This window comes from Pseudarthrobacter sp. LMD1-1-1.1 (assembly GCF_040676255.1).
Classification (GTDB): Bacteria; Actinomycetota; Actinomycetes; order Actinomycetales; family Micrococcaceae; genus Arthrobacter.
The window spans coordinates 40,024-60,989 of the sequence record NZ_JBEGHP010000012.1; the positions used below are offsets into that span (position 1 = coordinate 40,024).

22 protein-coding genes are annotated in these 20,966 nt (G+C 66.8%); 10 read left to right on the forward strand and 12 right to left on the reverse strand.

From position 1 onward, the window contains the following. Positions 1 to 14 precede the first annotated feature (14 nt). The 3 genes from MRBLMD1_RS05695 to MRBLMD1_RS05705 all read left to right on the forward strand — a co-directional run bounded on the left by MRBLMD1_RS05695 (position 15) and on the right by MRBLMD1_RS05705 (position 3,027). Positions 15 to 962, forward strand: a complete 948-nt coding sequence (locus MRBLMD1_RS05695; RefSeq protein ID WP_364398118.1) for an L-lactate dehydrogenase — start codon at positions 15 to 17, stop codon at positions 960 to 962. A 122-nt stretch (positions 963 to 1,084) separates the two neighbouring features. Further along, the gene (locus MRBLMD1_RS05700) at positions 1,085 to 2,401 is read left to right on the forward strand and encodes an ATP-binding protein (RefSeq protein ID WP_224023698.1); all 1,317 of its coding nucleotides are present in this window, start codon (positions 1,085 to 1,087) and stop codon (positions 2,399 to 2,401) included. Between the two features lie 77 nt (positions 2,402 to 2,478). Beyond that, positions 2,479 to 3,027: a flavodoxin domain-containing protein gene (locus MRBLMD1_RS05705; protein ID WP_364398120.1), complete on the forward strand. Its 549-nt coding sequence runs from the start codon at positions 2,479 to 2,481 to the stop codon at positions 3,025 to 3,027. Here MRBLMD1_RS05705 and MRBLMD1_RS05710 read toward each other — a convergent pair. Both MRBLMD1_RS05710 and gluQRS read right to left on the reverse strand, forming a co-directional pair. Then, entirely contained in the window at positions 2,994 to 3,617 is a 624-nt protein-coding gene (locus MRBLMD1_RS05710; RefSeq protein WP_364398122.1) for an HD domain-containing protein, read from the reverse strand. The genes MRBLMD1_RS05705 and MRBLMD1_RS05710 overlap by 34 nt on opposite strands. 9 nt (positions 3,618 to 3,626) lie before the next feature. Continuing rightward, on the reverse strand, positions 3,627 to 4,526 hold the full coding sequence (gluQRS, locus tag MRBLMD1_RS05715) for a tRNA glutamyl-Q(34) synthetase GluQRS (protein WP_364398125.1): 900 nt from the start codon (positions 4,524 to 4,526) through the stop codon (positions 3,627 to 3,629). 327 nt (positions 4,527 to 4,853) lie between these two features. Here gluQRS and MRBLMD1_RS05720 point away from each other — a divergent pair, with 327 nt between their 5' ends. The 3 genes from MRBLMD1_RS05720 (at position 4,854) to MRBLMD1_RS05730 (ending at position 7,556) form a co-directional block, all read left to right on the forward strand. Next, positions 4,854 to 5,321 (forward strand): Lrp/AsnC family transcriptional regulator, encoded by a 468-nt coding sequence (locus MRBLMD1_RS05720; RefSeq protein ID WP_364399296.1) that lies wholly within the window; start codon positions 4,854 to 4,856, stop codon positions 5,319 to 5,321. An 85-nt stretch (positions 5,322 to 5,406) separates the two neighbouring features. Continuing rightward, on the forward strand, positions 5,407 to 6,897 hold the full coding sequence (locus MRBLMD1_RS05725; RefSeq protein ID WP_364398127.1) for a WXG100 family type VII secretion target: 1,491 nt from the start codon (positions 5,407 to 5,409) through the stop codon (positions 6,895 to 6,897). 56 nt (positions 6,898 to 6,953) lie between these two features. Further along, positions 6,954 to 7,556, forward strand: coding sequence for a hypothetical protein (locus MRBLMD1_RS05730; RefSeq protein WP_224027235.1), 603 nt, complete (start codon positions 6,954 to 6,956; stop codon positions 7,554 to 7,556). A gap of 15 nt (positions 7,557 to 7,571) precedes the next feature. Here MRBLMD1_RS05730 and MRBLMD1_RS05735 read toward each other — a convergent pair whose 3' ends face one another. Continuing rightward, entirely contained in the window at positions 7,572 to 8,027 is a 456-nt protein-coding gene (locus tag MRBLMD1_RS05735; RefSeq protein WP_082006995.1) for an Lrp/AsnC family transcriptional regulator, read from the reverse strand. 106 nt (positions 8,028 to 8,133) lie between these two features. Here MRBLMD1_RS05735 and MRBLMD1_RS05740 point away from each other — a divergent pair, with 106 nt between their 5' ends. After that, the gene (locus MRBLMD1_RS05740) at positions 8,134 to 8,775 is read left to right on the forward strand and encodes a LysE family translocator (RefSeq protein ID WP_307490980.1); all 642 of its coding nucleotides are present in this window, start codon (positions 8,134 to 8,136) and stop codon (positions 8,773 to 8,775) included. Positions 8,776 to 8,786: 11 nt separating this feature from the next. On the opposite strand, the gene MRBLMD1_RS05745 is transcribed toward MRBLMD1_RS05740, so the two are convergent. From MRBLMD1_RS05745 to MRBLMD1_RS05770, 6 genes are all read right to left on the reverse strand, one after another. Further along, a complete protein-coding gene (locus MRBLMD1_RS05745; RefSeq protein WP_364398130.1) occupies positions 8,787 to 9,764 on the reverse strand; it encodes a hypothetical protein in 978 nt (325 codons plus the stop codon). 57 nt (positions 9,765 to 9,821) lie between these two features. Then, a complete protein-coding gene (locus tag MRBLMD1_RS05750; protein WP_275181990.1) occupies positions 9,822 to 10,214 on the reverse strand; it encodes a nuclear transport factor 2 family protein in 393 nt (130 codons plus the stop codon). Between the two features lie 40 nt (positions 10,215 to 10,254). After that, the gene (locus tag MRBLMD1_RS05755) at positions 10,255 to 10,758 is read right to left on the reverse strand and encodes a DUF456 domain-containing protein (protein ID WP_275181989.1); all 504 of its coding nucleotides are present in this window, start codon (positions 10,756 to 10,758) and stop codon (positions 10,255 to 10,257) included. Positions 10,759 to 10,860: 102 nt separating this feature from the next. Continuing rightward, the gene (locus MRBLMD1_RS05760) at positions 10,861 to 12,060 is read right to left on the reverse strand and encodes an NAD(P)-dependent malic enzyme (RefSeq protein ID WP_159629689.1); all 1,200 of its coding nucleotides are present in this window, start codon (positions 12,058 to 12,060) and stop codon (positions 10,861 to 10,863) included. Between the two features lie 289 nt (positions 12,061 to 12,349). Then, on the reverse strand, positions 12,350 to 12,958 hold the full coding sequence (locus MRBLMD1_RS05765) for a TetR/AcrR family transcriptional regulator (RefSeq protein WP_364398133.1): 609 nt from the start codon (positions 12,956 to 12,958) through the stop codon (positions 12,350 to 12,352). 139 nt (positions 12,959 to 13,097) lie between these two features. Beyond that, on the reverse strand, positions 13,098 to 14,381 hold the full coding sequence (locus MRBLMD1_RS05770; RefSeq protein ID WP_224023717.1) for an MFS transporter: 1,284 nt from the start codon (positions 14,379 to 14,381) through the stop codon (positions 13,098 to 13,100). 156 nt (positions 14,382 to 14,537) lie between these two features. Here MRBLMD1_RS05770 and rraA point away from each other — a divergent pair, with 156 nt between their 5' ends. The 3 genes from rraA (at position 14,538) to MRBLMD1_RS05785 (ending at position 18,458) form a co-directional block, all read left to right on the forward strand. Continuing rightward, positions 14,538 to 14,999, forward strand: a complete 462-nt coding sequence (rraA, locus tag MRBLMD1_RS05775) for a ribonuclease E activity regulator RraA (RefSeq protein WP_364399298.1) — start codon at positions 14,538 to 14,540, stop codon at positions 14,997 to 14,999. 121 nt (positions 15,000 to 15,120) lie between these two features. Then, a complete protein-coding gene (locus tag MRBLMD1_RS05780) occupies positions 15,121 to 16,785 on the forward strand; it encodes an MDR family MFS transporter (RefSeq protein WP_364398136.1) in 1,665 nt (554 codons plus the stop codon). Between the two features lie 230 nt (positions 16,786 to 17,015). Continuing rightward, on the forward strand, positions 17,016 to 18,458 hold the full coding sequence (locus MRBLMD1_RS05785; protein WP_364398138.1) for a sugar porter family MFS transporter: 1,443 nt from the start codon (positions 17,016 to 17,018) through the stop codon (positions 18,456 to 18,458). A gap of 120 nt (positions 18,459 to 18,578) precedes the next feature. On the opposite strand, the gene MRBLMD1_RS05790 is transcribed toward MRBLMD1_RS05785, so the two are convergent. The 3 genes from MRBLMD1_RS05790 to MRBLMD1_RS05800 are packed head-to-tail and all read right to left on the reverse strand — an operon-like array spanning position 18,579 to position 20,824. Further along, on the reverse strand, positions 18,579 to 19,805 hold the full coding sequence (locus tag MRBLMD1_RS05790; protein ID WP_364398140.1) for an MFS transporter: 1,227 nt from the start codon (positions 19,803 to 19,805) through the stop codon (positions 18,579 to 18,581). Between the two features lie 46 nt (positions 19,806 to 19,851). Then, positions 19,852 to 20,292, reverse strand: a complete 441-nt coding sequence (locus MRBLMD1_RS05795; protein ID WP_159629679.1) for a MarR family winged helix-turn-helix transcriptional regulator — start codon at positions 20,290 to 20,292, stop codon at positions 19,852 to 19,854. A 40-nt stretch (positions 20,293 to 20,332) separates the two neighbouring features. Then, entirely contained in the window at positions 20,333 to 20,824 is a 492-nt protein-coding gene (locus MRBLMD1_RS05800; RefSeq protein ID WP_364399300.1) for a GNAT family N-acetyltransferase, read from the reverse strand. Positions 20,825 to 20,966 lie beyond the last annotated feature (142 nt).

Consider the following 20,966-nt stretch of genomic DNA (forward strand, 5'->3'; position numbering starts at 1 on the left):
GAAGGAAGGGCATCATGCCAGGATCCAAACTCGCGGTGGTGGGCGCCGGCAGCGTCGGCACCTCGCTGGCATACGCGGCACTGATCCGTGGTTCGGCCAGCAGCATCGCCTTGTTCGATGTCAACGCGCCCAAGGCGGAGGCGGAAGCCCTGGACCTTGCCCATGGCAGCCAGTTCGCTGCGGCGTCGGCCACGGTTGCCGGCGGCGGGGATATCGCTGTCACGGAAGGCGCCGACGTCGTGGTCATCACAGCCGGCGCCAAGCAGAACCCGGGCCAGAGCCGGCTGGACCTGGCCGGCACCAATGTGCGGATCCTGGAACAGCTGATGCCGCCGCTGCTTGAGCGGGCACCGGACGCCGTCTACGTCCTGGTGACCAACCCGTGCGACGTCCTGACGGTGGCGGCCCAGCGCATTTCCGGACTGCCCCCGGAACGGATCTTCTCCTCCGGCACCGTTCTGGACACGTCCCGGCTGCGCTGGCTGCTGGCCCGCCGGGCAGGGGTTTCTGTTTCCAGCGTCCACGCCAGCATGGTGGGCGAGCACGGCGACACCGAATTCCCGCTCTGGTCCGGCGCCACCATCGGCCCGGTGCCGATCCGCGAGTGGACCGAAGGCGGCGAGCGGATCTTCACGCCCGAATACCTCGCCGGCACTGCCACGGAAGTGGTGCAGGCCGCCTACAAGGTCATCGCCGGCAAGGGGGCCACGAACTACGCTATCGGCCTGTCCGGCGCCCGCATCGTGGAGGCGCTCCTGCGCGACGACAATGCCGTCCTGCCGGTTTCCACCGTCCTGTCGGGGCTTCACGGGATCTCCGGGGTGGCCCTGTCCCTGCCCAGCGTGGTGGGCCGCGGCGGCGTGCACCGCGTCCTGGAAACGCCCATGGACGACGGCGAACTGGCGGCACTGCGGCACTCCGCGGACACCCTGCGCCACACCATGGACGCGCTGGGCCTCTGAAAGGAAGTCATGCAACGCCGCCGCAACCCTCCCGGGCGACGGGTTCGCATAAGCTCACTTCCAGGTGCCAAACGCTGACCCGAACACGGCTGGCTCAACGACGAACCAACAGGAGTAGACCCATGACCAACTGGCGGATCAGGGATTTCCATTCGGCTGACCTGGACGGCATCCTGCACCTGTGGGAGACGCTGAAGGCCAACAACGTCGAGCCCGTCTACGCCCTCTCCGAGGTCCTCGCCTCCTGCGAGAAGGACCACGCCGTGGTGGCGGTGCTGGGTGAGCAGGTGGTGGGCGCCGCCGTCGGACGTGCCGCCCACGACCAGGGCTGGATCGTGTTCCTGGCCACCCTGCCCGAGTACCGCGGCCGCGGCATCGGCACCTCACTGTTGGCCGCCGTCGAAAACCGCATGGCCCCGCACGGCCTGAACAAGCTCTCGGCGCTGATGCCGGAATCCGAAACCCGGGTGGAGGCCTTCCTGGGCCGCGGCTTCGCGCTCAAGAAGAACCTCCGCTACTTCGAACGCACCATCCCGGTCCAGCGCCAGGAACTGGGCGCCCTCGGCCAGCTCGGCGGCCGCGTCCTGGCCCGCGACCTGTGGGAAAACGTGGCCGGCATGCGCAAGGAAAAGGAACTGCTCGAACGCCGCCTGGTGCTTCCGCTCGCCGAGGCGGACCTGGCTGATGAATTCGGCGTGGTGCCGCCGCGCGCCGTCGTCCTGTTCGGCCCGCCCGGCACGGGTAAGACCACCTTCGCCAAGGCCATCGCGTCCCGGCTCGAATGGCCGTTCGTGGAAGTGTTCCCCTCCCGGCTGGCCGGCGATCCCCAGGGGCTTGCCGGCGCGCTCCGCGAAACCTTCCTGGAGATCGCCGAGCTGGAGCACGCCGTGGTGTTCATCGACGAGGTGGAGGAGATCGCGTCCCAGCGGGCCGGGGATCCGCCGTCGCCGCTGCAGGGCGTCACCAACGAGCTGCTGAAAATCATCCCCGCGTTCCGCGAACAGCCCGGCCGGCTCCTGGTGTGCGCCACGAACTTCATCCGGGCCCTGGACTCAGCCTTCCTGCGCCACGGCCGGTTCGACTACGTCATCCCCATCGGCCTGCCTGACCGGCAGGCGCGCGAGGCCATGTGGCAGCGCTTCATCCCCGCGGCCGTGGTGGACGCCGTGGACGTGGAGCTCCTAGTGGAACGCACGGAGGGCTTTTCGCCGGCGGACATTGAGTATGCCGCCCGCAGCGCGTCCCAGCGGGCGCTGGAGAAAGCAGTGTACGACGACGGCGGGCTGGCCTCGGGAGGGGACGTCTCGGTCCGTGAGGCGGTCCGGAAGGGTCCCTCCACCCAGGACTACCTCGACGCCATCGGTGATACCCGGACCACCGTAAGCCCCGAGGTGCAGGCCGACTTCCTGGAGGACATCGAAGCCCTGGGACGGGTGTAGCCTGCCGGCCTTCCGGCCGGGGCGTGGGGGACCTTTGCCTCTTTGCCCGGCTGCTGCGCACCGCCAAAGTGGTGCCCATGGCAAAGATCCTGATCCCGTACGGAACCTCGGAGGGCCAGACGGCCCGCATCGCCGACTACATCTCCGACGTGCTGCAGGCCCACGGCCACCAGGCCGACACACTGGACCTCAAGCACGCAGACCACGACCTCCCGGACGGCTATGACGCCGTCATTGTTGGCGCCTCGGTCCATGCCGGAAAACACGAAGGCTACGTGGCCGATTTTGTCCGCAGGAACCTGCCCGCCCTGCAGAACCTGCCGGCCGCCCTGTTCTCGGTCAGCCTCTCAGCCCACGGCGACCCGGAGGACGCGGAAAAGTACGTCGCGGAATTCGAGGACAGCACCGGCTGGCGGCCAGACAAGGCGGCGATGTTCGGCGGTGCACTCCTCTACACCCAGTACGGGTTCCTGAAGCGCACGATGATGAAGAAAATCGTCAGCAGCCAGGGCAGCCCGGATACCGATACCGGCCGGGACTACATCTATACGGAATGGGACGGCGTCCGCCGGTTCGCGGAGGAGTTCCTGGTCTACATGGAGCGGAATCCGGGTCCGGTGTCGTAGCGGAGGTTCTCGTAGTCAGTGTCGTCCGCCTCGTCCAGCTGCGCGTCGAATTCCTCCAACAGCCAGGGATTGACCCGCGCCAGGATCTTCCGGACCTCGTCCACCTCCACGGCGGCATAGAGCACGGGCCGGGCATCCCGGTACTTGGTCACCGGAGGCTTGTCCGGCCACTTCGCCGCCAGCGCCTCGACACGCTCAGGCAGCGAGTTATGCGCGTTGTCGGCGATCTTGACCAAGGCGGCGTCATGGTCCTCGGCGATCTCACGGATGCCGGACTGGTAATCGTCGGGGTTGCTGTGCAACCGGTTGGTGACGCGCTCAATGATGTCCACGGAGCGCTCAGGGACGCCCATCTCCAGCAGGGCCTGCCGTGTCATCGGCGTGTCCTCGGCAATGTCGTGAAGGTAGCCCGCGATCCGGATCTCGTCGTCGAAGTCCGCCAGGGCATCTCCGACGGCCAGGACGTGCTCCCGGTAGGGCCGCTTCAGCTTGTCCTTTTGCCGGTTGTGGGCCACCTCGGCGAGGACTTTGGCGGTTTCCACCGTGAATGTTGGCGTCCGGCCCTGGGCCGGAATCTGCTCGTCTGACATCCACCAAGCTTAGCCAGCCGGCGGACGCTCCATCCCTGGCCACACCCAGGGTTCGCGGGGCAACTGTGTTGGGTCGAGGGCGTGCAGGGCCTGGTCCAGTGTTCCGGCGGGCAACCCCAGGGACTCCAGCAGCAGGTTCCGCACCTCCCGGGCTGTTACGCCGGCTTGGCCAAGGTCCGCCAGCGTGACCGCGCCGTCGCGCTTGGCCAGCCGCACGCCGTCGCGGTTCACCACCAAGGGCACATGCACATATTCCGGTACGGGAATATTCAGGAGGGAGGCCAGGTAGGCCTGCCGGGGCGCGGACGGGAGCAGGTCGTCGCCGCGGACCACCTGGTCGATGCCCTGCGCGGCATCATCCACCACAACGGCAAGGTTGTAGGCGGTCACGCCGTCGTTCCTGCGCAGCACGAAATCATCCACGACGCCGGTGAACGTCCCGTGCATGACATCCTGCACCGTGTACTCATGAACGTCGGCGCGCAGCCGGATGGCCGCAGGCCGGGTGGACCGTTTGTAGTCGAGCTCTGCCCGGTCCAGGTTGCGGCAGGTGCCGGGGTAGGCCCCCTGTGGAGCGTGCGGCGCGGACGGCGCCTCCTGGATTTCACGGCGGGTGCAGAAGCATTCATAGGTCAGCCCCGCCGCTTGAAGCCGGTTGATCGCCTCGGCGTAAACGGATCCGCGGCTGGTCTGTCGCACCACCTCCCCGTCCCAGGTGATGCCCACCGCCGCCAGGTCACGCAGCTGCACGGCTTCCGCACCGGCGCGGGCGCGGTCCAGGTCCTCCACCCGCAGCAGGAATCGGCGGCCGGTGGAGCGGGCGAAAAGCCAGGCGAGGATTGCGGTTCGAAGGTTCCCGACATGGAGTTCACCGGATGGGCTGGGGGCAAAGCGGCCGGCGGAAGTCATGGAACAACCCTAGACGGAAGCACACAAGAGCCCCTCAGCTACCGATGACTTCCGGGAACCGGGCGTCGGTAGCTCAGGGGCTCTTGCCGTGTTTGCAGAATGAGCGTGGTGTGAACAAGCCTCAATCAGCGGCAGCCTCCTTGCGGGAAACGGTGTCCAGGAGCCGGGTGGTGTGCCGGGGAACCTGTAGCCTGCGGGGGACCAGCGGTAGCTTTTGCCCTTGTTGCCACTATTCCAGCAGACACCCTACAGTTGGGACAACCACCAGTACTTCAGTTGGTCAGACTGACCAATCCATGGAGTTCCCAGCGACAGGAAGTGATCAGATTGCAGGAACTGGACCCCACCGACCGGCGCATCCTCAGCGCCCTTGACGAGGATCCCCGGGTTCCCATCATGGTGCTCGCGCAACGCCTGGGCCTTGCCCGGGGAACCGTCCAAAGCCGGCTGGAGCGGATGGCGGCATCCGGAGCCCTCCGCCTCAACAGCAGCCGGGTGCTGCCAGCGGCACTGGGCCGCGGCGTGGCCGCCGCCGTGAGCGCTGAACTGGACCAGAGCCACCTCAACGAGGCCATCGCGGCGCTGCGCGACATCCCGGAAGTGCTGGAATGCCATGCCCCTGCCGGGGACACCGACCTGCTGATCCGCGTGGTGGCCAAGAGCCCGGACGATCTGTACCGGGTGTCCGAGGAGATCCGGCTCTGCCCGGGCATTGTCCGTACCTCCACGAGCATGTTCCTTCGCGAGGTCATCCCATACCGGACCACCGGGCTCCTGAAAGGCCGGCCGGAATAGCCGGCGGCCCACAGGGAACCTCTCCCCATCGCCGCCCGCAGGCTGCCCAGCTAGGCTGGCACGGAAGAGCCAACAGGGGGACAACATGGCGGGGAACTTTTACGGCGCGGATGTGGCGCAGCTGCGGCAACTGGCCAAGGAGCTGTCAGCCGGCGCCAACCGGCTTAATGCCCTGGGGCAGCAGCTCGGCAGCAGCATCAGCTCCGGCCTTTGGAAAGGGCGCGACGGCGACAGGTTCCGCAACGAGTGGACGGCATCGCACGCGAAACTGCTGAGGTCGGCCACGTCAGGGCTTGAATCAGCAGCCAGGACGCTCCTGGCCAATGCGGAAGAACAAGAGAAGGCAAGCACCAGCGGTCCGGGCGGCGCCGGCGGGTCCGGAGCCGGCGGGGCTGGCGGGACCGGCGGGGCAAGCGCGCAGGACCTGACGGATATCCTCACCGCCATGACGCCTGCCGAGCGGCGCGCCTACCTGCAGAGCGACGAGTTCCGCCGGTGGGCCCAGGCAAACCCTGAAGCTGCCAAAGCCGCCATGGATGCCGCCGCGGACTCGGGCCTCATCAGCAAGAACTCCAAGGGGTACCAGGACTTCCTCAACGACTACTGGAACGGGCAGGCGATGCTGGCGATGGGCATCGATCCAGCCGACTGGGACACGTCCAAGGGCACGGAATACAACTGGGAGACCATCGCCAAGGTCTATGACTTCTACGGCCGCGCCTACCTTGCCAATCCCGATCTGCAGTGGGCAGGCATGGCCAACATGATTGGCCCCTCCTTCGCCGGCGGTTTCCGGGACATGGCCATGCTGCGGGACCTGGCCCAGCAAATCACCGACAACCCCGCCTCTGACATCCCGCTCCCGGTCCTTGACCAGCTGGAACAGCTCGCAGGCATGACGGACGACGAAATCCGTTTTTATGAGACCAGCATGCTGGACATGAACAAGGAAATCTTCCTGGACCAAGCCCGCCAGCACCAGGCGTACATGGACGGCGGCATCGCGGAGATCAACCGTCTTCGCGACTCGGGCGCCATCGACCAGGCCACGGCCAACGCGTGGGCGCAGATCGATTCCGGCGATCCCGGCCAGGTTCGCGAGGGCAACACCACACTCCTCTACCGCGAACAAAACGAAATCATCGCGGACGACTACGACGCCATGCGCAGCCACCCCGGAGGCGAAGCGGTTACGTACATGGTCACGCTCGCCGGGGAACCATCCATCCCGGGAGCCAGGAGCTACCCCGAGGTGTTTCCCTACACCTTCAGCGTGGAAAGCCCGGGGCCGGAAAACATCCCCTTCACCAGCTGGGACAATCCCGCCCAGTTCCGCACCGACTTCACCACCGGCTTCCCGGACGGAAACATCGCCAACGCGGACCAGCGCTGGAACCTCATCAGGCAGGACACCCTCCCCGCCTACCAGCACCTTCTGGCCACGGACCCCGAGGGTGCTGCACAGATTATCGGGTCCGATTTCAACGGGAGGGTGGTCCAATACCGGCCCACCAACAATATTCCCGGCATCATGGACCGGTTCCTTGACGGCTTCGACGCGGAGGTCCACCAGTGACTGCCACCCACCGCACCGCCGCACCCGGGCGGTGTGCCGCCGTCGCCAGTGCCCTGATGTCCCTCCTTGTCCTGACCGGCTGCCAGGCCGCCGCGCCGGCTCCGGCCGATCCCACCACCGCCACTTCATCTTCTGCAGGGAGCACCGTGAAAACCTCTTCGTTCTCCACACTTGACGCCGCCGGTGTGGAAAGCATCCGCAACAGCCGGACGGCCCGCCTGGACATGAGTTCGGGGCGCCTTGAGAAGGAGGCAGTGCGGGTCACCAAGGACAGCTACGGCCCGGAGATCAACACCCGGGACTTAGGCAAGATCAGCCTCAGCATCCTGGCGCCCAGCGGTGAGATCACGGCCGAAACGGACCGGATCCGTTTCAACACCACGGACTCGCGCACGGATTTCAGCGAGGTGACCTACTTCCTCACCGCCGGCTCACCCGAGGAGTACTTCGAGCTGATCAGGGACGGCGTGCAGCGGTACGGGATAGCTGCGGATGCGGCCGAGGAATGGATCAGCAGCACCCAGGCGGACCCCGGCTCCAAGAGCGACTTCTCCATCACGCCCGGGACCGGCACCGGGCTGGTGGTGAACTACGATCTCCGCTACGACGGCAGCAAGGACACCCAGGTGATCATCGTCCACGTCCTCCCCGCACCCTGACCCGCCGGGCCACGCCTAGACCGGCGGTCCGGCGTTGGACTTCAGGTTCTTCATGACGAGTGTTGAAGTCAGCCGCTCGACGCCGGGCAGCGATGTGAGTTCGGTGTCATAGAAGCGCTGGTAGGCGGGCAGGTCCGCCGCGATGACCTTGAGCAGGTAGTCCGGGGATCCGAACAGCCGCTGGGCCTCCACGATGTTCGGGTTGTCCGCCACCCGGTTCTCGAAGATCTCCATGGTGGGCCGGTCCACCTGCCGGAGCGTGACGAAGACGATTGCCTCAAATCCCAGGCCCACCGCGGCGGGGTCAACGTCCGCCTTATACCCGCGGATCACTCCCGACTGCTCCAGGTCCCGCAGCCGCCGATGGCAGGGCGCCACGGTCAGGCCCACCTTCGAGGCGAGGGCGGTGGCGGTCATCCGGCCATCTTCCTGAAGGTGTCGCAAAATATTTCTGTCGATGTTGTCCAGCACGCAATAAACATACTGCCTCTGCTGCGAGGCGGGCGAAAAAGGGACAGCACTTTTGGTGCCATTCTTCCTATGGTTGCTCCTGAGAGACGTTCGACAGGAGAAACCGATGAATCCGCAGCTGTTCCTGGCCTTCCTGGTGGTGGCCGCAGCCCTGGCCTGCACGCCTGGAGTGGATTGGGCGTACACCATCGCGGCCGGACTCCGGCAGCGCAGTTTCGTGCCCGCGGTGGCCGGGCTCTGCGGCGGCTACGTCCTGCACACCGCCCTGCTCGTGGCCGGCCTGGCTGCCGTGCTGGCCGGCATGCCCGGCGTCCTTGGCTGGATAACCCTGGCCGGCGCCGGGTACCTGCTGTGGCTCGGGGTGGGAACCCTGCGCTCCTGGCGCGGTGCGAGCTTCAGTGCGGATGCCGCCGTCGGGCCGGGAACCCAGCTGCGCACCTTCCTGCAGGGCATGGGCACCAGCGGTATCAACCCCAAGGGCCTGCTCTTCTATGTGGCCCTCATTCCGCAGTTCGTCAGCGCCGATGCGTCGCTGCCCGTGCCGGTGCAGTCGGGCCTCCTGGGCATGACGTTCGTGGCGCTGGCGGGCCTGGTCTATACGGTGGTGGCCCTGCTGTCGCGCACGCTGCTGCAGAGCAGGCCCGGCGCAGCGCGCGCGGTAACCCTGGCCAGCGGCATCATCATGGTGGTCCTGGGGACTGTGCTGCTCGGCGAGCAACTGTTGCCCTTCCTGGCCAACCGCTCATAGGCCAGCGGGTCCTAATCCCCGCTGAGTTCCCTCCAGTCCTGCTCCCAGATCCGGCGCATTTCCTCATCCTTGCGGATGGGCGCCGGAGCCTCCAGCTCCCGCTGGGGTTCAGGGTCACCGTGCCGGCGTCCCCAGTCGCGCGGATTCAGCGAGCGTCGGCTCGATTCCAGGACCAGCAGCGCCCGGTCCGTCAAGGCGTCATTGCGCAGCGCAAGGTGCGTCTTGCGGCGGCGCAGGACCTCGGCGATCGCCTGGTGGGCCGCGTCCAGCCGGCCTTCCCTCCGCAGGGCACGGGCACGGACCAGCAGCAGGGCAGCGGAGAGGTCGTCCGCGTTCAGCAGTCCCTCCGTCCAGTCGATGACCGTGCGGCTTCGGCCCAGGCTGAGGGCAAGGGAGCAGCGGGCCAGGGCCATGGGAAGCGACGGCGGCAGCCCGGTCAGCGAGTCGAGCGCAGCCTCGGTGCGGCCGGTCTCGCGCAGCGAGTGGGCCAGGGCCAGGAACACCGATTCCTCGCTGAACAGGACGGGGATCTCCACCCGCTCAGCCAGCTCGATCCGCGTGACGATCCTGGTGAGGTAGATGGAGGAGTACCTGTTGGCTTCATCGTCGTTCCTGGTGGTGAGCCCCCGCTGAAGGAGCTCGGAAGCACGCAGATAGCCGCCGTGTTTGTACACCAGCAGCCCGGCCATCAGGTAGCAGAGCCCGGCCCATCCGGGGTAGGCGCGCGCCAGGGTGATCAGCCGTTCCGGCTCGCGGCTGGTGAAGACGGCTTCGTGGACCGCTTTGGCAGGCTTGGGCATCAGCCGCTTGAGCCGGGGCACCTCGCCGTCGATGGACAGCAATACGGGGTTCCGCCCACCCAGGACACCGGTCAGCAGGCCACCCACTCCCCCGGCGAGATCATGGACCGGAGTGCGCAGCTGTGCCTGTCCGAAAGGTGTGAGATCGCGGCTGTCCCAGTAGATCGGTGCAGTCTCCCCGGCGCTCATCCTTAAATGCTAACCGTGAGTTCAGAGCCCCCCTCCCCAGTCCGGGCCCCAGGGCAGTCAGTTCCTGGCCATGAACCATTCGGTAAAGGCGGAGGCCCGGCCGGACCCGTCAAACCTGATGACCCACAGGTTGTCATACGTGGGGCGGCCGCCCGAGTAGGCGGTGACGCCCTGGACAAAGGCGGTGTTGCCGTCGCATCCGAGCAGCTCCCAGCTGAATGTCCAGTCGGCTGGCTCGTCGCGTGCGGCGAGCCAGCCTTCGACGATCCCCTCGTCGCCCCGCCAGGGTTCCGGATCGTGAGGACGGGTTTCATAGACCGCGTCAGGGGTGAACAGGGCGCGGATGTCATCGGCGCCGTTGCTGTTCCAGGCCGCCTGGTACTTTTCCATCCAGGCGTGGACAAGATCCTCTGCCGACGCACGGCCTTTTGCTGAAGCTGGCTGGGTCATACCTAGGTTGTACCCGCGCCGCAGTGCCGGCGCAACGGCGTCACCCGTTGGCGGCTGCTATCCACACGCCGATCACCCAGGTGCTGGCAGCAAGGCAGGCGAGCCCGAATTCAGCGAGCATACCCACGCCGGTGGCTTTCAGGGCGGCCCAGCTGGACCTCGCCGCCGTCGTAAAGTTCCGCGTGCGGAGGAACTCGCTGGCCAGCAGGCCGGCAGCAAAGCCCACGAAGAGCCCCACCACGGGGATGATGAACATCCCCACGACTCCCGCAACCAAGGCCACCACGATGCTGCGGCTGGGAATGGCGTGCTGCTTGAGTTTCCTGCCGGTCAGGACGGCACCTGCCGTCATTCCCGCGGCGACGAAAATCATGGCCACCGCAAACACCACCCAGCCCGCCGTCCCGGCACCGCCCCAGATGGCCCACGCCAGCAGGCTGACACCGATCAGCACGCTCCCGGGCAGGACGGGAATGATCGTGCCGGCCACCCCCACCAGGATCGCCAGGCCGCACAGGATGGTCACCACGGTCTCGGAGCTCATGATGCCCAGTCTAGGTGGCCCGGTTCAGCGCCTTAACGCCCGACGGCGGTGCCTCCTTCGGGGAAGGAGGCACCGCCGTCGTGGTTCCGGAGGAAAGGAGTCCTACTCCGCTTCCACCGCTGCGGCGACGGCGGCGGTAACCGCCGGGGCCACGCGCGGGTCCAGCGGGCTGGGGACGATGTAGTCCGCCGACAGGTCCTCGGCGGCAAGCTCGGCAATGGCACGGGCCGCGGCCAGCTTCATGGCCGGCGTGATGCGGCGGGCCCCTGCGTCGAGCGCACCGCGGAAGATGCCCGGGAACGCCAGGACGTTGTTGATCTGGTTGGGGAAGTCGCTGCGGCCCGTGGCCACGACGGCGGCGTACTTCACGGCAACCTCGGGCAGGACTTCGGGGTCCGGGTTGGAGAGGGCGAAGACGATGGCGTCCTGGTTCATGGTGGCCAGGTGTGCCTCGTCCAGCTTGGAGGAGGAGACGCCGATGAACACGTCGGCTCCAGCGAGGGCTTCGGCGGGGCCGCCGGTGATGCCGCGGGGGTTGCTGCGGCCGGCGATGTCCGCCTTCTTGCTTCCGGGGCTGGCGGCCAGGTCCTCCCGGCCGCTGTTGATGACGCCCCGGGAGTCCAGCAGGACCACGTCGGTGATACCGGCTGCGAGGAGGATTTCGGCGACGGCGATTCCTGCCGCGCCGGCGCCGGACACCACAACCTTCAGCCCTTCCAGGCCGCGGCCTGTCACCTTTGCTGCGTTGGTGAGCGCGGCAAGGGCAACGACGGCGGTGCCGTGCTGGTCATCATGCATGACCGGGCAGTCCAGGGCTTCGATCAGCTTTTCCTCAAGCTCGAAGCAGCGCGGAGCCGAGATGTCTTCAAGGTTGACGGCGCCGAAGCTGGGGCGCAGGCGGACCAGCGTTTCCACGATCTCGTCCACGTCGGTGGTGTTGAGGACCAGCGGGATGGAGTCAAGGTCGCCAAAGGTCTTGAACAGGGCGGACTTGCCTTCCATGACGGGCAGTGAGGCGCTGGCACCGATGTTGCCCAGGCCCAGGACGGCCGTGCCGTCGCTGACAACGACCACCAGGCGCTCGGCCCAGGTCAGCGTGCGGGCGAGTTCGGGCTTGGCGTGGATGGCGCGGCTGACCTCGGCGACACCCGGGGTGTAGGCGATGGACAGGTCCCGCTTGTTGGACAGCGGAACAGTGCTGGTGACGGACAGCTTGCCGCCCTGGTGGGCGCTGAAGATCTCGTCTTCGGTCAGGGCAGTGGCTGCTGAGTTGTCGGCGGCGGTAATTGCGTCAATGGACACGTCGTTGTCTCCTGGTGCTTGCCGTGGGCGCACGGCACATGGGACTGGAACCCGGCAGCGGGCCCAGCATGGAAAAGTAGTGCGACAGGAAACCCAGGGGTGGCGGGTCCGTGGGAACGCCGGGGATGTTTCCGCCCTGCCGCTCCTGTGCCTCCATGGTAGGCAGTCCCGAACTGCCCGGATGGCACCTCTTGACAGCCGCGGCGTCTGAAAAAACGTTTTGGCAGCGGTTTATGTGGCCCGCATCACGTGATTATGGCGGATTTAATCAGGTTTTGGTCTAGACCAGTTACGCCGATCGACTCACTGTTAACGCCGCCTCGGCTTCCGGGGACAGCCGCCCGCAGGCCTTTTTGAGGTCTTCCTCCGCTTCAAAGAGCGACAGCCGGCGGTTCCGCACGGACTGGACCAGACCAGTGACCGTCAGGAGGAGGACCCGTGCTCCCACGGCGTCACCGCAGGCGCCGGCCACGAGCGTTTCGCTGAGTGCGTCGATCTCGCGCAGGAGGTCCGTGGTGTCTTTGTCCGGCAGGTACACGCCCCTGCTGAGGCATTGCTCCACCGCGGGCTGCATGACGCGCATATGGAAGATTTCCATCAGCAGGCCGGAAAGAGCGCGGCCCCGGAAGCGCGGGGACGAGCCACGGGAACCTGCCTGCAGCTCGTCCAGCTGCTGCCGGTACAGCGCCAGCATCAGATGGGTGGGGGACGGAAAGTAGCGGTAGAGCGTGCCCAGCGGTACGTCTGCTTTTTCTGCGACCTGGGAGAGTTCCACGGCATCAAGCCCCGTGCGGGCAAACCCGGCAGCGGTATCAAGGATCCGTGCGTAGCGGAGGCGCTGGCGTGGAGCGGAAGGCCTGGCGGCCATGGGCGGATGGTCTGAAAAAGTCTCGGGCATCAGCATTCCGGGGTTGTGTCGTAGGGACTGCGGCCAGGAGCGCCCCCACTTCCGTACCGCCCTGCAGCCCGGTTCAACTATACGGCACAGGCACGTGACCTAATTAGTCAGCGGCCTTATCTTCAGCCTCCCAACGGGGTCAGTCGACGCCCCTGATCTTCACCACAAAGACCGCGCCCAGGAGTCCAATTGCCGCAGCGGTGAGGAACAGTGTCCGGTAGCCGCCCCAGTAGTTCACGGCCAGGAGCGCCAAAGCCGGAGCAACCACCTGCGGCAGCGAGTTGGCCACGTTGATGACGCCCATATCCTTGCCCCGGCTGACGGCGAAAGGCAGGACCTGGGTCAACAGGGCAAAGTCCACGGCCAGGTAGGCGCCAAACCCGATGCCCAGGACCGCGGCACCGGCCAGCGCACCGGGCCACACGGGAAAGAACGCCATGATGGCACCGGCCATGGCGATGGTGGCGGAGGATCCGATGACGAAGGGCTTCCGCCGCCCCACCCTGTCACTCCAGGGCCCAGCGACGACGGCCGTGATCATCACCATCACGGCATAGATGCCGGTCAGGACCAGCACCCCCATGGCGGGATCCCCGAAGTGGATGACGTCGCGCAGGAAGAAGAGGAGGTAGACGATGGTCAGCTGGTTGCCCACATTGACCAGGAAACGGGTCAGCCAGGCCCACGCGAAGTCCGGATAGCGCCGGGGGCTGATCCAGAAGCCCTTGATGAAACCGAGGGGGCGGAAAGCCGTCAGTTCAGACTTGGGAAGTTCGGGGTCGTTACGGTGGAACAGGTACGGCAGCACGGAGAGCAGCAGCGCACCCGCGCAGAGCCAGTAGCCCACCATGAAGTTCCCGGAGACTACGGCGCCGAAGACCGCCCCCGTGAGGATTCCGAGGGTCTGGCCCATTGCCGCGAGTCCGCCCACTCCCCCGCGTTGGACCACGGGTACCCGGTCCGGGACGGCGGCGGTGATGGCGGCGTAGGCGGCGTTTGCGCCCAGTTGCACCAGGCACCAGAAGAGAACCATGAGCGCCACGGCACCCGAGAAGGACATGGCCAGCAGCGCCGCGGTGGCAAGCACTGCCCCGGCCAGCACCCACGGCGCCCGCCGGCCGAACCGTGACGTGGTCCGGTCCGACAGCGCACCGAAGAGGGGGTTGGCCACCAGCGACACGGCGGCCCCGCAGGCCGTGACCAGGGACAGGATGGCTTCCTTGGCAGGCGCATCGATGCTGATGGCCTGCTGGCCGATGAAGACGTTGATGGGGCCGAAGAAGGCGGCGTTGATCCCCACGTTCACCAGCACCAGCCCGGTCACCCAGCGGGCAGTGACCCGCTCAACCGGTTCGGCGAGCGCTGCCGCCGGGGTTTGGGCCGCGAAGGTGCCGTCCGGCGCGGGCGTATTGGACACACTCATTGGTTTGGCTCCCCCTGGTACGGCCGGTTGGCGGTGGGATCAGACTATCGTGGGCGGTAACGCGCCGCCCTGCGCCGGGCGACGAATGTGCACAGTCCACCACCACGCGAGGAGAGCCACGTGACCACACCAGCAGGAAACGGATCCGCTCCGGCCATGAACACTGCCGATCTCTACGATGAGCGCGGCGACGCACTGGCATCGGTGTCCCTGCAGTTCCAGTCCTTGGGTGGCAGGTCCCATTTCAGCGGTCCGGTCCGGACCATCCGCTGCTTCCAGGACAACGCCCTGGTGAAGTCCACGCTCGGCTCGCCAGGGAACGGTGCCGTCCTGGTGGTGGACGGCGGCGGCTCGCTGGGCACCGCCCTGATGGGGGACATGATCGCCGAAAGCGCTGTGGCCAACGGCTGGGCCGGCGTCGTCATCAATGGCGCCATCCGCGACCGGCTGGCAATCGCTGAACTGGACCTCGGCGTCAAGGCCCTCGGAAGCAACCCCAGGAAGAGCCAGAAGGCCGGAGCCGGCGAGGTCGACGTGGACGTGGTGATCGACTGCGTGACGTTCCGCCCCGGAGCCACCGTTTGGTGCGATCCCGACGGCATCCTCGTGGAACCGTAGGGGCGTTTGGGCAAAGGCTTCAGCAACAAAATACGCACGGCGGGGAATAGAAAGAGCCGGTAAGATAGTTACTGAAAGCAACTATCGCTGCTTGTATCCTTTTTCTTCCCTTGGAGCACCCATGTCCAAAGCCACTGCCGCGCCAGGCGCCGGAGAAACCCTGACACGACGCCAGATCGTCACCGTAATGGTGGGCCTGATGCTGGGCATGTTCCTGGCATCCCTTGACCAGACCATCGTCTCCACGTCCATCTACACCATCGCCAACGACCTGGACGGGCTCTCCCTGCAGGCGTGGGCCACCACCGCCTACCTGATCACGTCCACGGTCAGCACCCCGCTCTACGGCAAGCTGAGCGACATTTTCGGGCGCCGCCCGCTGTACCTGACCGCCATCGCCGTCTTCCTGGTGGGCTCGCTTTACGCGGGGTCCGTGCACTCGATGACTGAACTGGCCATTGCCCGCGGCATCCAGGGCCTGGGCGCCGGCGGCCTGCTCGCCCTGGCGCTGACCATCATCGGCGACATCGTCTCGCTCAAGGACCGCGCCAAGTTCCAGGGCTACTTCATGTCCGTATTCGGAATCTCCTCGGTCCTGGGGCCGGTAGTGGGCGGCGCGTTCGCCGGTTCCGCCAACATCCTGGGCTTTGACGGCTGGCGCTGGGTGTTCTTCATCAACATTCCCATCGGACTGGCGGCCCTGACGGTAGTGTTCCTGTTCCTGCACCTTCCCGCCAAGCACCTCAAGCAGAAAATCGATTACTGGGGCGCTGCAGCGATCACCGTCGCCATCGTTCCCCTCCTCCTGGTGGCCGAACAGGGCCGCACCTGGGGCTGGACCTCGCTGAACTCCTTCCTCTGCTACGGCCTGGGCGTGGTGGGCATTGCCTGGTTCCTGCTGGCGGAAAAACGCGCCGGCGACTACGCACTCATCCCGCTGAGGCTCTTCCACAACGTCACGTTCGGCCTGTCCTCGCTGCTGAACTTCATCATCGGCATCGGCATGTTCGGCGCCATCGCCATGCTCCCGATGTACCTCCAGCTCGTGAAGGGCCTCACCCCCACCGAAGCCGGCCTGATGATGATCACCTTCACGGTGGGCATCCTGTTCGGATCCATCACGGCCGGCCGCACCATCTCGGCCTCCGGAACGTTCCGCATCTTTCCCATTATGGGTACCGGAATCCTGACCGCGGCGGCCCTGGTGATGGGCTTCTCGCTGGGCGTGGACACGGACCTGTGGGTGCCGGGCCTGATTGCGGTGTTCTTCGGAGTGGGCCTGGGCTTCTGCATGCAGCCGCTCACGCTGGCCATGCAGACCTCGGTACCGCCGCGGGACATGGGCGTGGGCACCTCCTCGGCAGCGTTCTTCCGCTCCATGGGCGGTGCCGTGGGAACCGCCGTCTTCATCTCCATGCTGTTCAGCCTGGCTGCCAGCCGGATCGCCGACAGCATGAAGGCCGCCGCCACGGATCCCGCCTACCTGGCCGTGCTCAAGGACCCCGCCGTCGCGTCGGACCCGGCCAACGCCAAGCTGTACGACTTCTTCAAGAACGGTGCATCCAACGATTCCCTGAACGACACCAGCTGGCTGCACACCGCCAACAGCACCCTGACCAGGCCCATCACCGACGGGTTCGCCACGTCCATTGACACGGTGATGCTGACGGCGGCAGCCCTGACCGGCCTGGCGTTCCTCATCAGCTTCGCCCTCCCCCGGAAGAAGCTGACCGACCAGAAAGCATCCCCGCAGGACAGGGACAGCATGGAGATTCCGGCGCACTAGCAGGTGCCCCGGCCCGGGAGCGCACTGAACGGACGACGACGGCGGCACGGCCCGCCGTCGTCGTCCGGCGTTTAAGGGGACAGCCGCTCAAGGGGACAAGGGGCGCCAAGTGGAACCTAAGGCGGTGACGTGCCACACTGTTTAGCGCGTGTGCGCCGGCCCCTTTGGCCGGTACCGCAGCCGACGACGTCCGCACCGCATCCATAAAACCCCCAAACCCAGGGAGAACCATGCCCACTGCACAGGAGCAGACCACCACCGGGATTCCGCGGCGGGTGATCTGGCTGGCGCTCGCGGGGGCGGTGGGCGGATTCCTCTTCGGCTTTGACTCGTCCGTGGTCAACGGGGCCGTGGATGCCCTGAAGGGAGAATTCGCGCTCTCCGAGGCCGTGACAGGCTTCGCCGTGGCCATTGCCCTCCTGGGCTGCGCGGCCGGCGCCTTCCTGGCCGGCAAGGTGGCGGACCGGCACGGCCGCATTCCCGCCATGAAGCTCGGCGCGCTGCTGTTCCTGGTCAGCGCCCTGGGCACCGGGTTCGCCTTCGGCGTCTGGGACCTGGTGTTCTGGCGCCTGGTGGGCGGGCTGGGCATCGGCCTGGCGTCGGTCATCGCCCCGGCCTACATTTCCGAGATTTCGCCGCGGCAGGTGCGCGGCCGCCTGGCCTCGCTGCAGCAGCTGGCCATCACCACCGGCATCTTCGCCGCCCTGCTGTCAGACGCGCTCCTGGCCACCACTGCCGGCGGCGCGGACCAGCGCTTCTGGCTGGGCATTGAGGCATGGCGGTGGATGTTCCTCGCTGCCGCCGTCCCGGCCGTGGTCTACGGCTGGATTGCCTTCACCCTGCCCGAGTCCCCGCGGTTCCTCGTGTTCAAGGGCAAGGAGGAGGAAGCCCGGAAGGTCTTCGCCTCGATCGCCCCCGCCGAGGACACCGACCGGCACATCCGCGAGATCCAGGACGCCATCGAGGAAGACAAGGTGGCCGGCCAGAAGGGCTCGCTGCGCGGCAAGACCCTGGGCCTGCAGGCAGTGGTCTGGGTGGGCATCGTCCTGTCCGTGCTTCAGCAGTTCGTGGGGATCAACGTGATCTTCTACTACTCCACCACCTTGTGGAAGGCTGTGGGCTTCCAGGAGAAGGACTCCCTGGCCATCTCGGTGGCAACGTCCATCACCAACATCCTGGTCACCCTGGTGGCCATTGCCCTGGTTGACCGCGTGGGCCGCCGCCCCATCCTGCTGGCCGGCTCCGTGGGAATGGCCGTGTCCCTGGGCGCCATGGCCCTGGCGTTCTCCTCTGCCACCGGCTCCGGCGAGAACATCACCCTCCCGGGTGCGTGGGGTCCCGTGGCCCTGGTTGCGGCCAACGTGTTCGTCGTCAGCTTCGGCGCCTCCTGGGGACCACTGGTATGGGTGCTCCTGGGCGAGATCTTCCCGTCCCGGATCCGCGCCCGGGCCCTGGGCCTGGCCGCCGCCGCGCAGTGGGTGGCCAACTTCGTGATCACCCTCAGCTTCCCGGTCATGGCGTCCGCGTCCCTGCCGTTGACCTATGCGATGTACGCCCTGTTCGCTGCCGCGTCCTTCTTCTTCGTCATGTTCAAGGTGCCGGAGACCAACGGCATGTCCCTGGAGCAGGCGGAGACGCTGTTCGTGCGGAAGGGTTCGGCGAAGGCCAAGTAACGCCCCATCACATTCGGCAACTTTTCCGGCCACGCCCCATCAGCTTCCGCCGGAAAACATCAAACCCTCCATCACCTGGCGTGATGGAGGGTCTGCCGTTTATTGCCTGACGTGCGGCGGTTACACGACGTGCGGTTCGTGCGAGGACAGGTAGGCCCGGCCGCCGAACGCGACCAGGATGGCGATCACCATGGCCACCGCACCGGCGAAGAACGGGACCTGCGGGCCGAAGTGCTCGCCGAGCTGGGCCGCCGCGAACGGGGCCAGCGCGCCGCCCATCCAGCGGACGAAGTTGTAGCCGGAGGATGCCACCGGCCGGGGCGAATCCGAGACACCCATGGCCAGTTCGGTGTAGATGGTGTTGTTGACGCCCAGCAGTGCACCGGCAACGATCACCAGCACGACGACGGCAGGAACCGAGTGCCCGGCAGCCAGTCCCAGGCCGGCCAGGTCCAGCATGAGCAGGAACAGCGTGCCCGTCAGGACCTTCACCGCGCCGAAGCGTGCCTGCAGCGGCGGGGCCACGAAGACCGAGAACACCGCCACGGCCACGCCCCACCCGAAGAAGACTCCGCCAATGCCGTACGCATCCATGCCCAGGATGAACGGGGTGAAAGCCAGGATGGTGAAGAAGCCGTAGTTGTAGAACAGGCCGCTCGCCGCCGTCGTCCGCAGTCCCTTGTGTCCCAGCGCCAGCAGCGGGTCGCGGAGGCGCACCTTGCGCTCAGGCAGCGGGGTCTTGGGCAGCAGGGCGATCAGGGCGATGAAGGCGGCGGCCATGAGGACGGCGGTGCCGAAGAAGGGTGCGCGCCACTGCCAGCCGCCCAGGAGGGCGCCGAGCAGCGGGCCGAGGGAGATGCCCAGGCCCAGGGCGGCTTCGTAGAGGATGATGGCGGTCCCGGCGCCGCCGCTGGCCACGCCTACGATCACGGCGAGGGCGGTGGCCACGAAGAGGGCGTTGCCCAGTCCCCAGCCGGCGCGGAAGCCCACCAGCTCACCGACGCTGGCGGACATTCCGGACAGCGAGGAGAAGACGACAATGACGGCCAGGCCGATCAGCAGGGTCTTCTTGCCGCCGATCCGCGAGGACACAAAACCCGTGATCAGCATGGCCAGCGCCGTGACCAGGAAGTAGCTGGTGAAGAGCAGCGATACCTCGCTTGGGCTGGCGTCCAGGTTGGTGGCGATGGCCGGGAGGATGGGATCCACCAGCCCGATGCCCATGAAGGCGAACACTGCGGCGAGGGCGGTGGCCCACACCGCCTTGGGCTGCTTCAGGAATGAGGCCTTTTCGGCCTGCAGGGTTGATTCTGGTGCCGGCAGGGTTTCTGCGAGCTGGCCGTCCATGGAGGGTACTCCTAAGTTCGTGGCTAATTCAGTGTGGGTGGCTGGTTCAGTTCTGGAGGGATGCATTGATCTTGTCGATGACCGGCAGGGCCTCCGACAGGGCTTTACGGTCCTGGTCGGTGAGGGTGCTGAGGATGTCGGCCATCACCTGGTTGCGCCGCGTGTTTGCGGCGTCGACGGCGGCACGGCCTTGGGGGGTGAGGATCACCCGGACGGCGCGGGAGTCTGCCGGGTCGGGCTCGCGCCGGGCCAGGCCCGCGCGTTCGAGCTTGATGATCTGCTCGGTGGCGCTGGGCACGCGGACCCCGAGGTTCCGGGCAATTTCACCGACGCGCTGGCCTTCGCCGAGCAGCATCTTGAGCGTGCTGAGCTGGGCGGCGCTGAGTTCACCGTCCGCGTCGAGGCGCCGGACCAGGTAGACACTGTGGCGGAGGGCTTCGCGGAACCCACTGGCGAGTTCCTGGAGCTGGGGATCGTTGGTATCCATCGTTAGGTACCCTAACATTTAGGGTACCTAACGGTCAAGATTAGAGGGCCAGCTTCATGCCGACGTGGCTGGCCTCGAAGCCGAGCTGCTGGTAAAACCGCTGGGCTGCCGTGCGGCTTTGATGGGTGGTCAGCTGCATCAGGCTGCAGCCGCGCCTGCGGGACTCCCCGGCCGCCCAGCCCACCATCAGCTTCCCGAGCCCCTGGCCGCGGAGGGACGCGTCCACCCGGACGCCCTCGAGCTGCGAGCGCCAGGCACCCGTCCGCGAGATCCCTGGCAGGAAACTCAGCTGGAAGGTGGCAACTGCCGCGCCTGCGGCTTCGCCGTGAGGCACCAGCTCGCCCACCACCAGCAGATGGTTCCGGTCAGCCGCTATCGCGTCGAAGGCGTGCTCGTAAGGTTCCATGTCCTGCGCGGTTTCCCGCCCGGCGGCCAGGGCGTCGTCGGCCAGCAGCCGCACCATGGCGGGCAGGTCGGCACGGGTGGCGTGGCGGAGGCGGAACGTGCCGCCGTCGACGTCGGCAGTGAACAGGGCAGGAACGGCATCTTGGGCAGGGATCACCTGCCCAGCCTTGCACAGGAAGACCGCGACGCCGGCACCCGCATGGGTGCCGGCGTCGTCATGATGCCGCGTTGCCGGAAATCCGGCAGGATCTGATGGAGCGTTGCGTCAG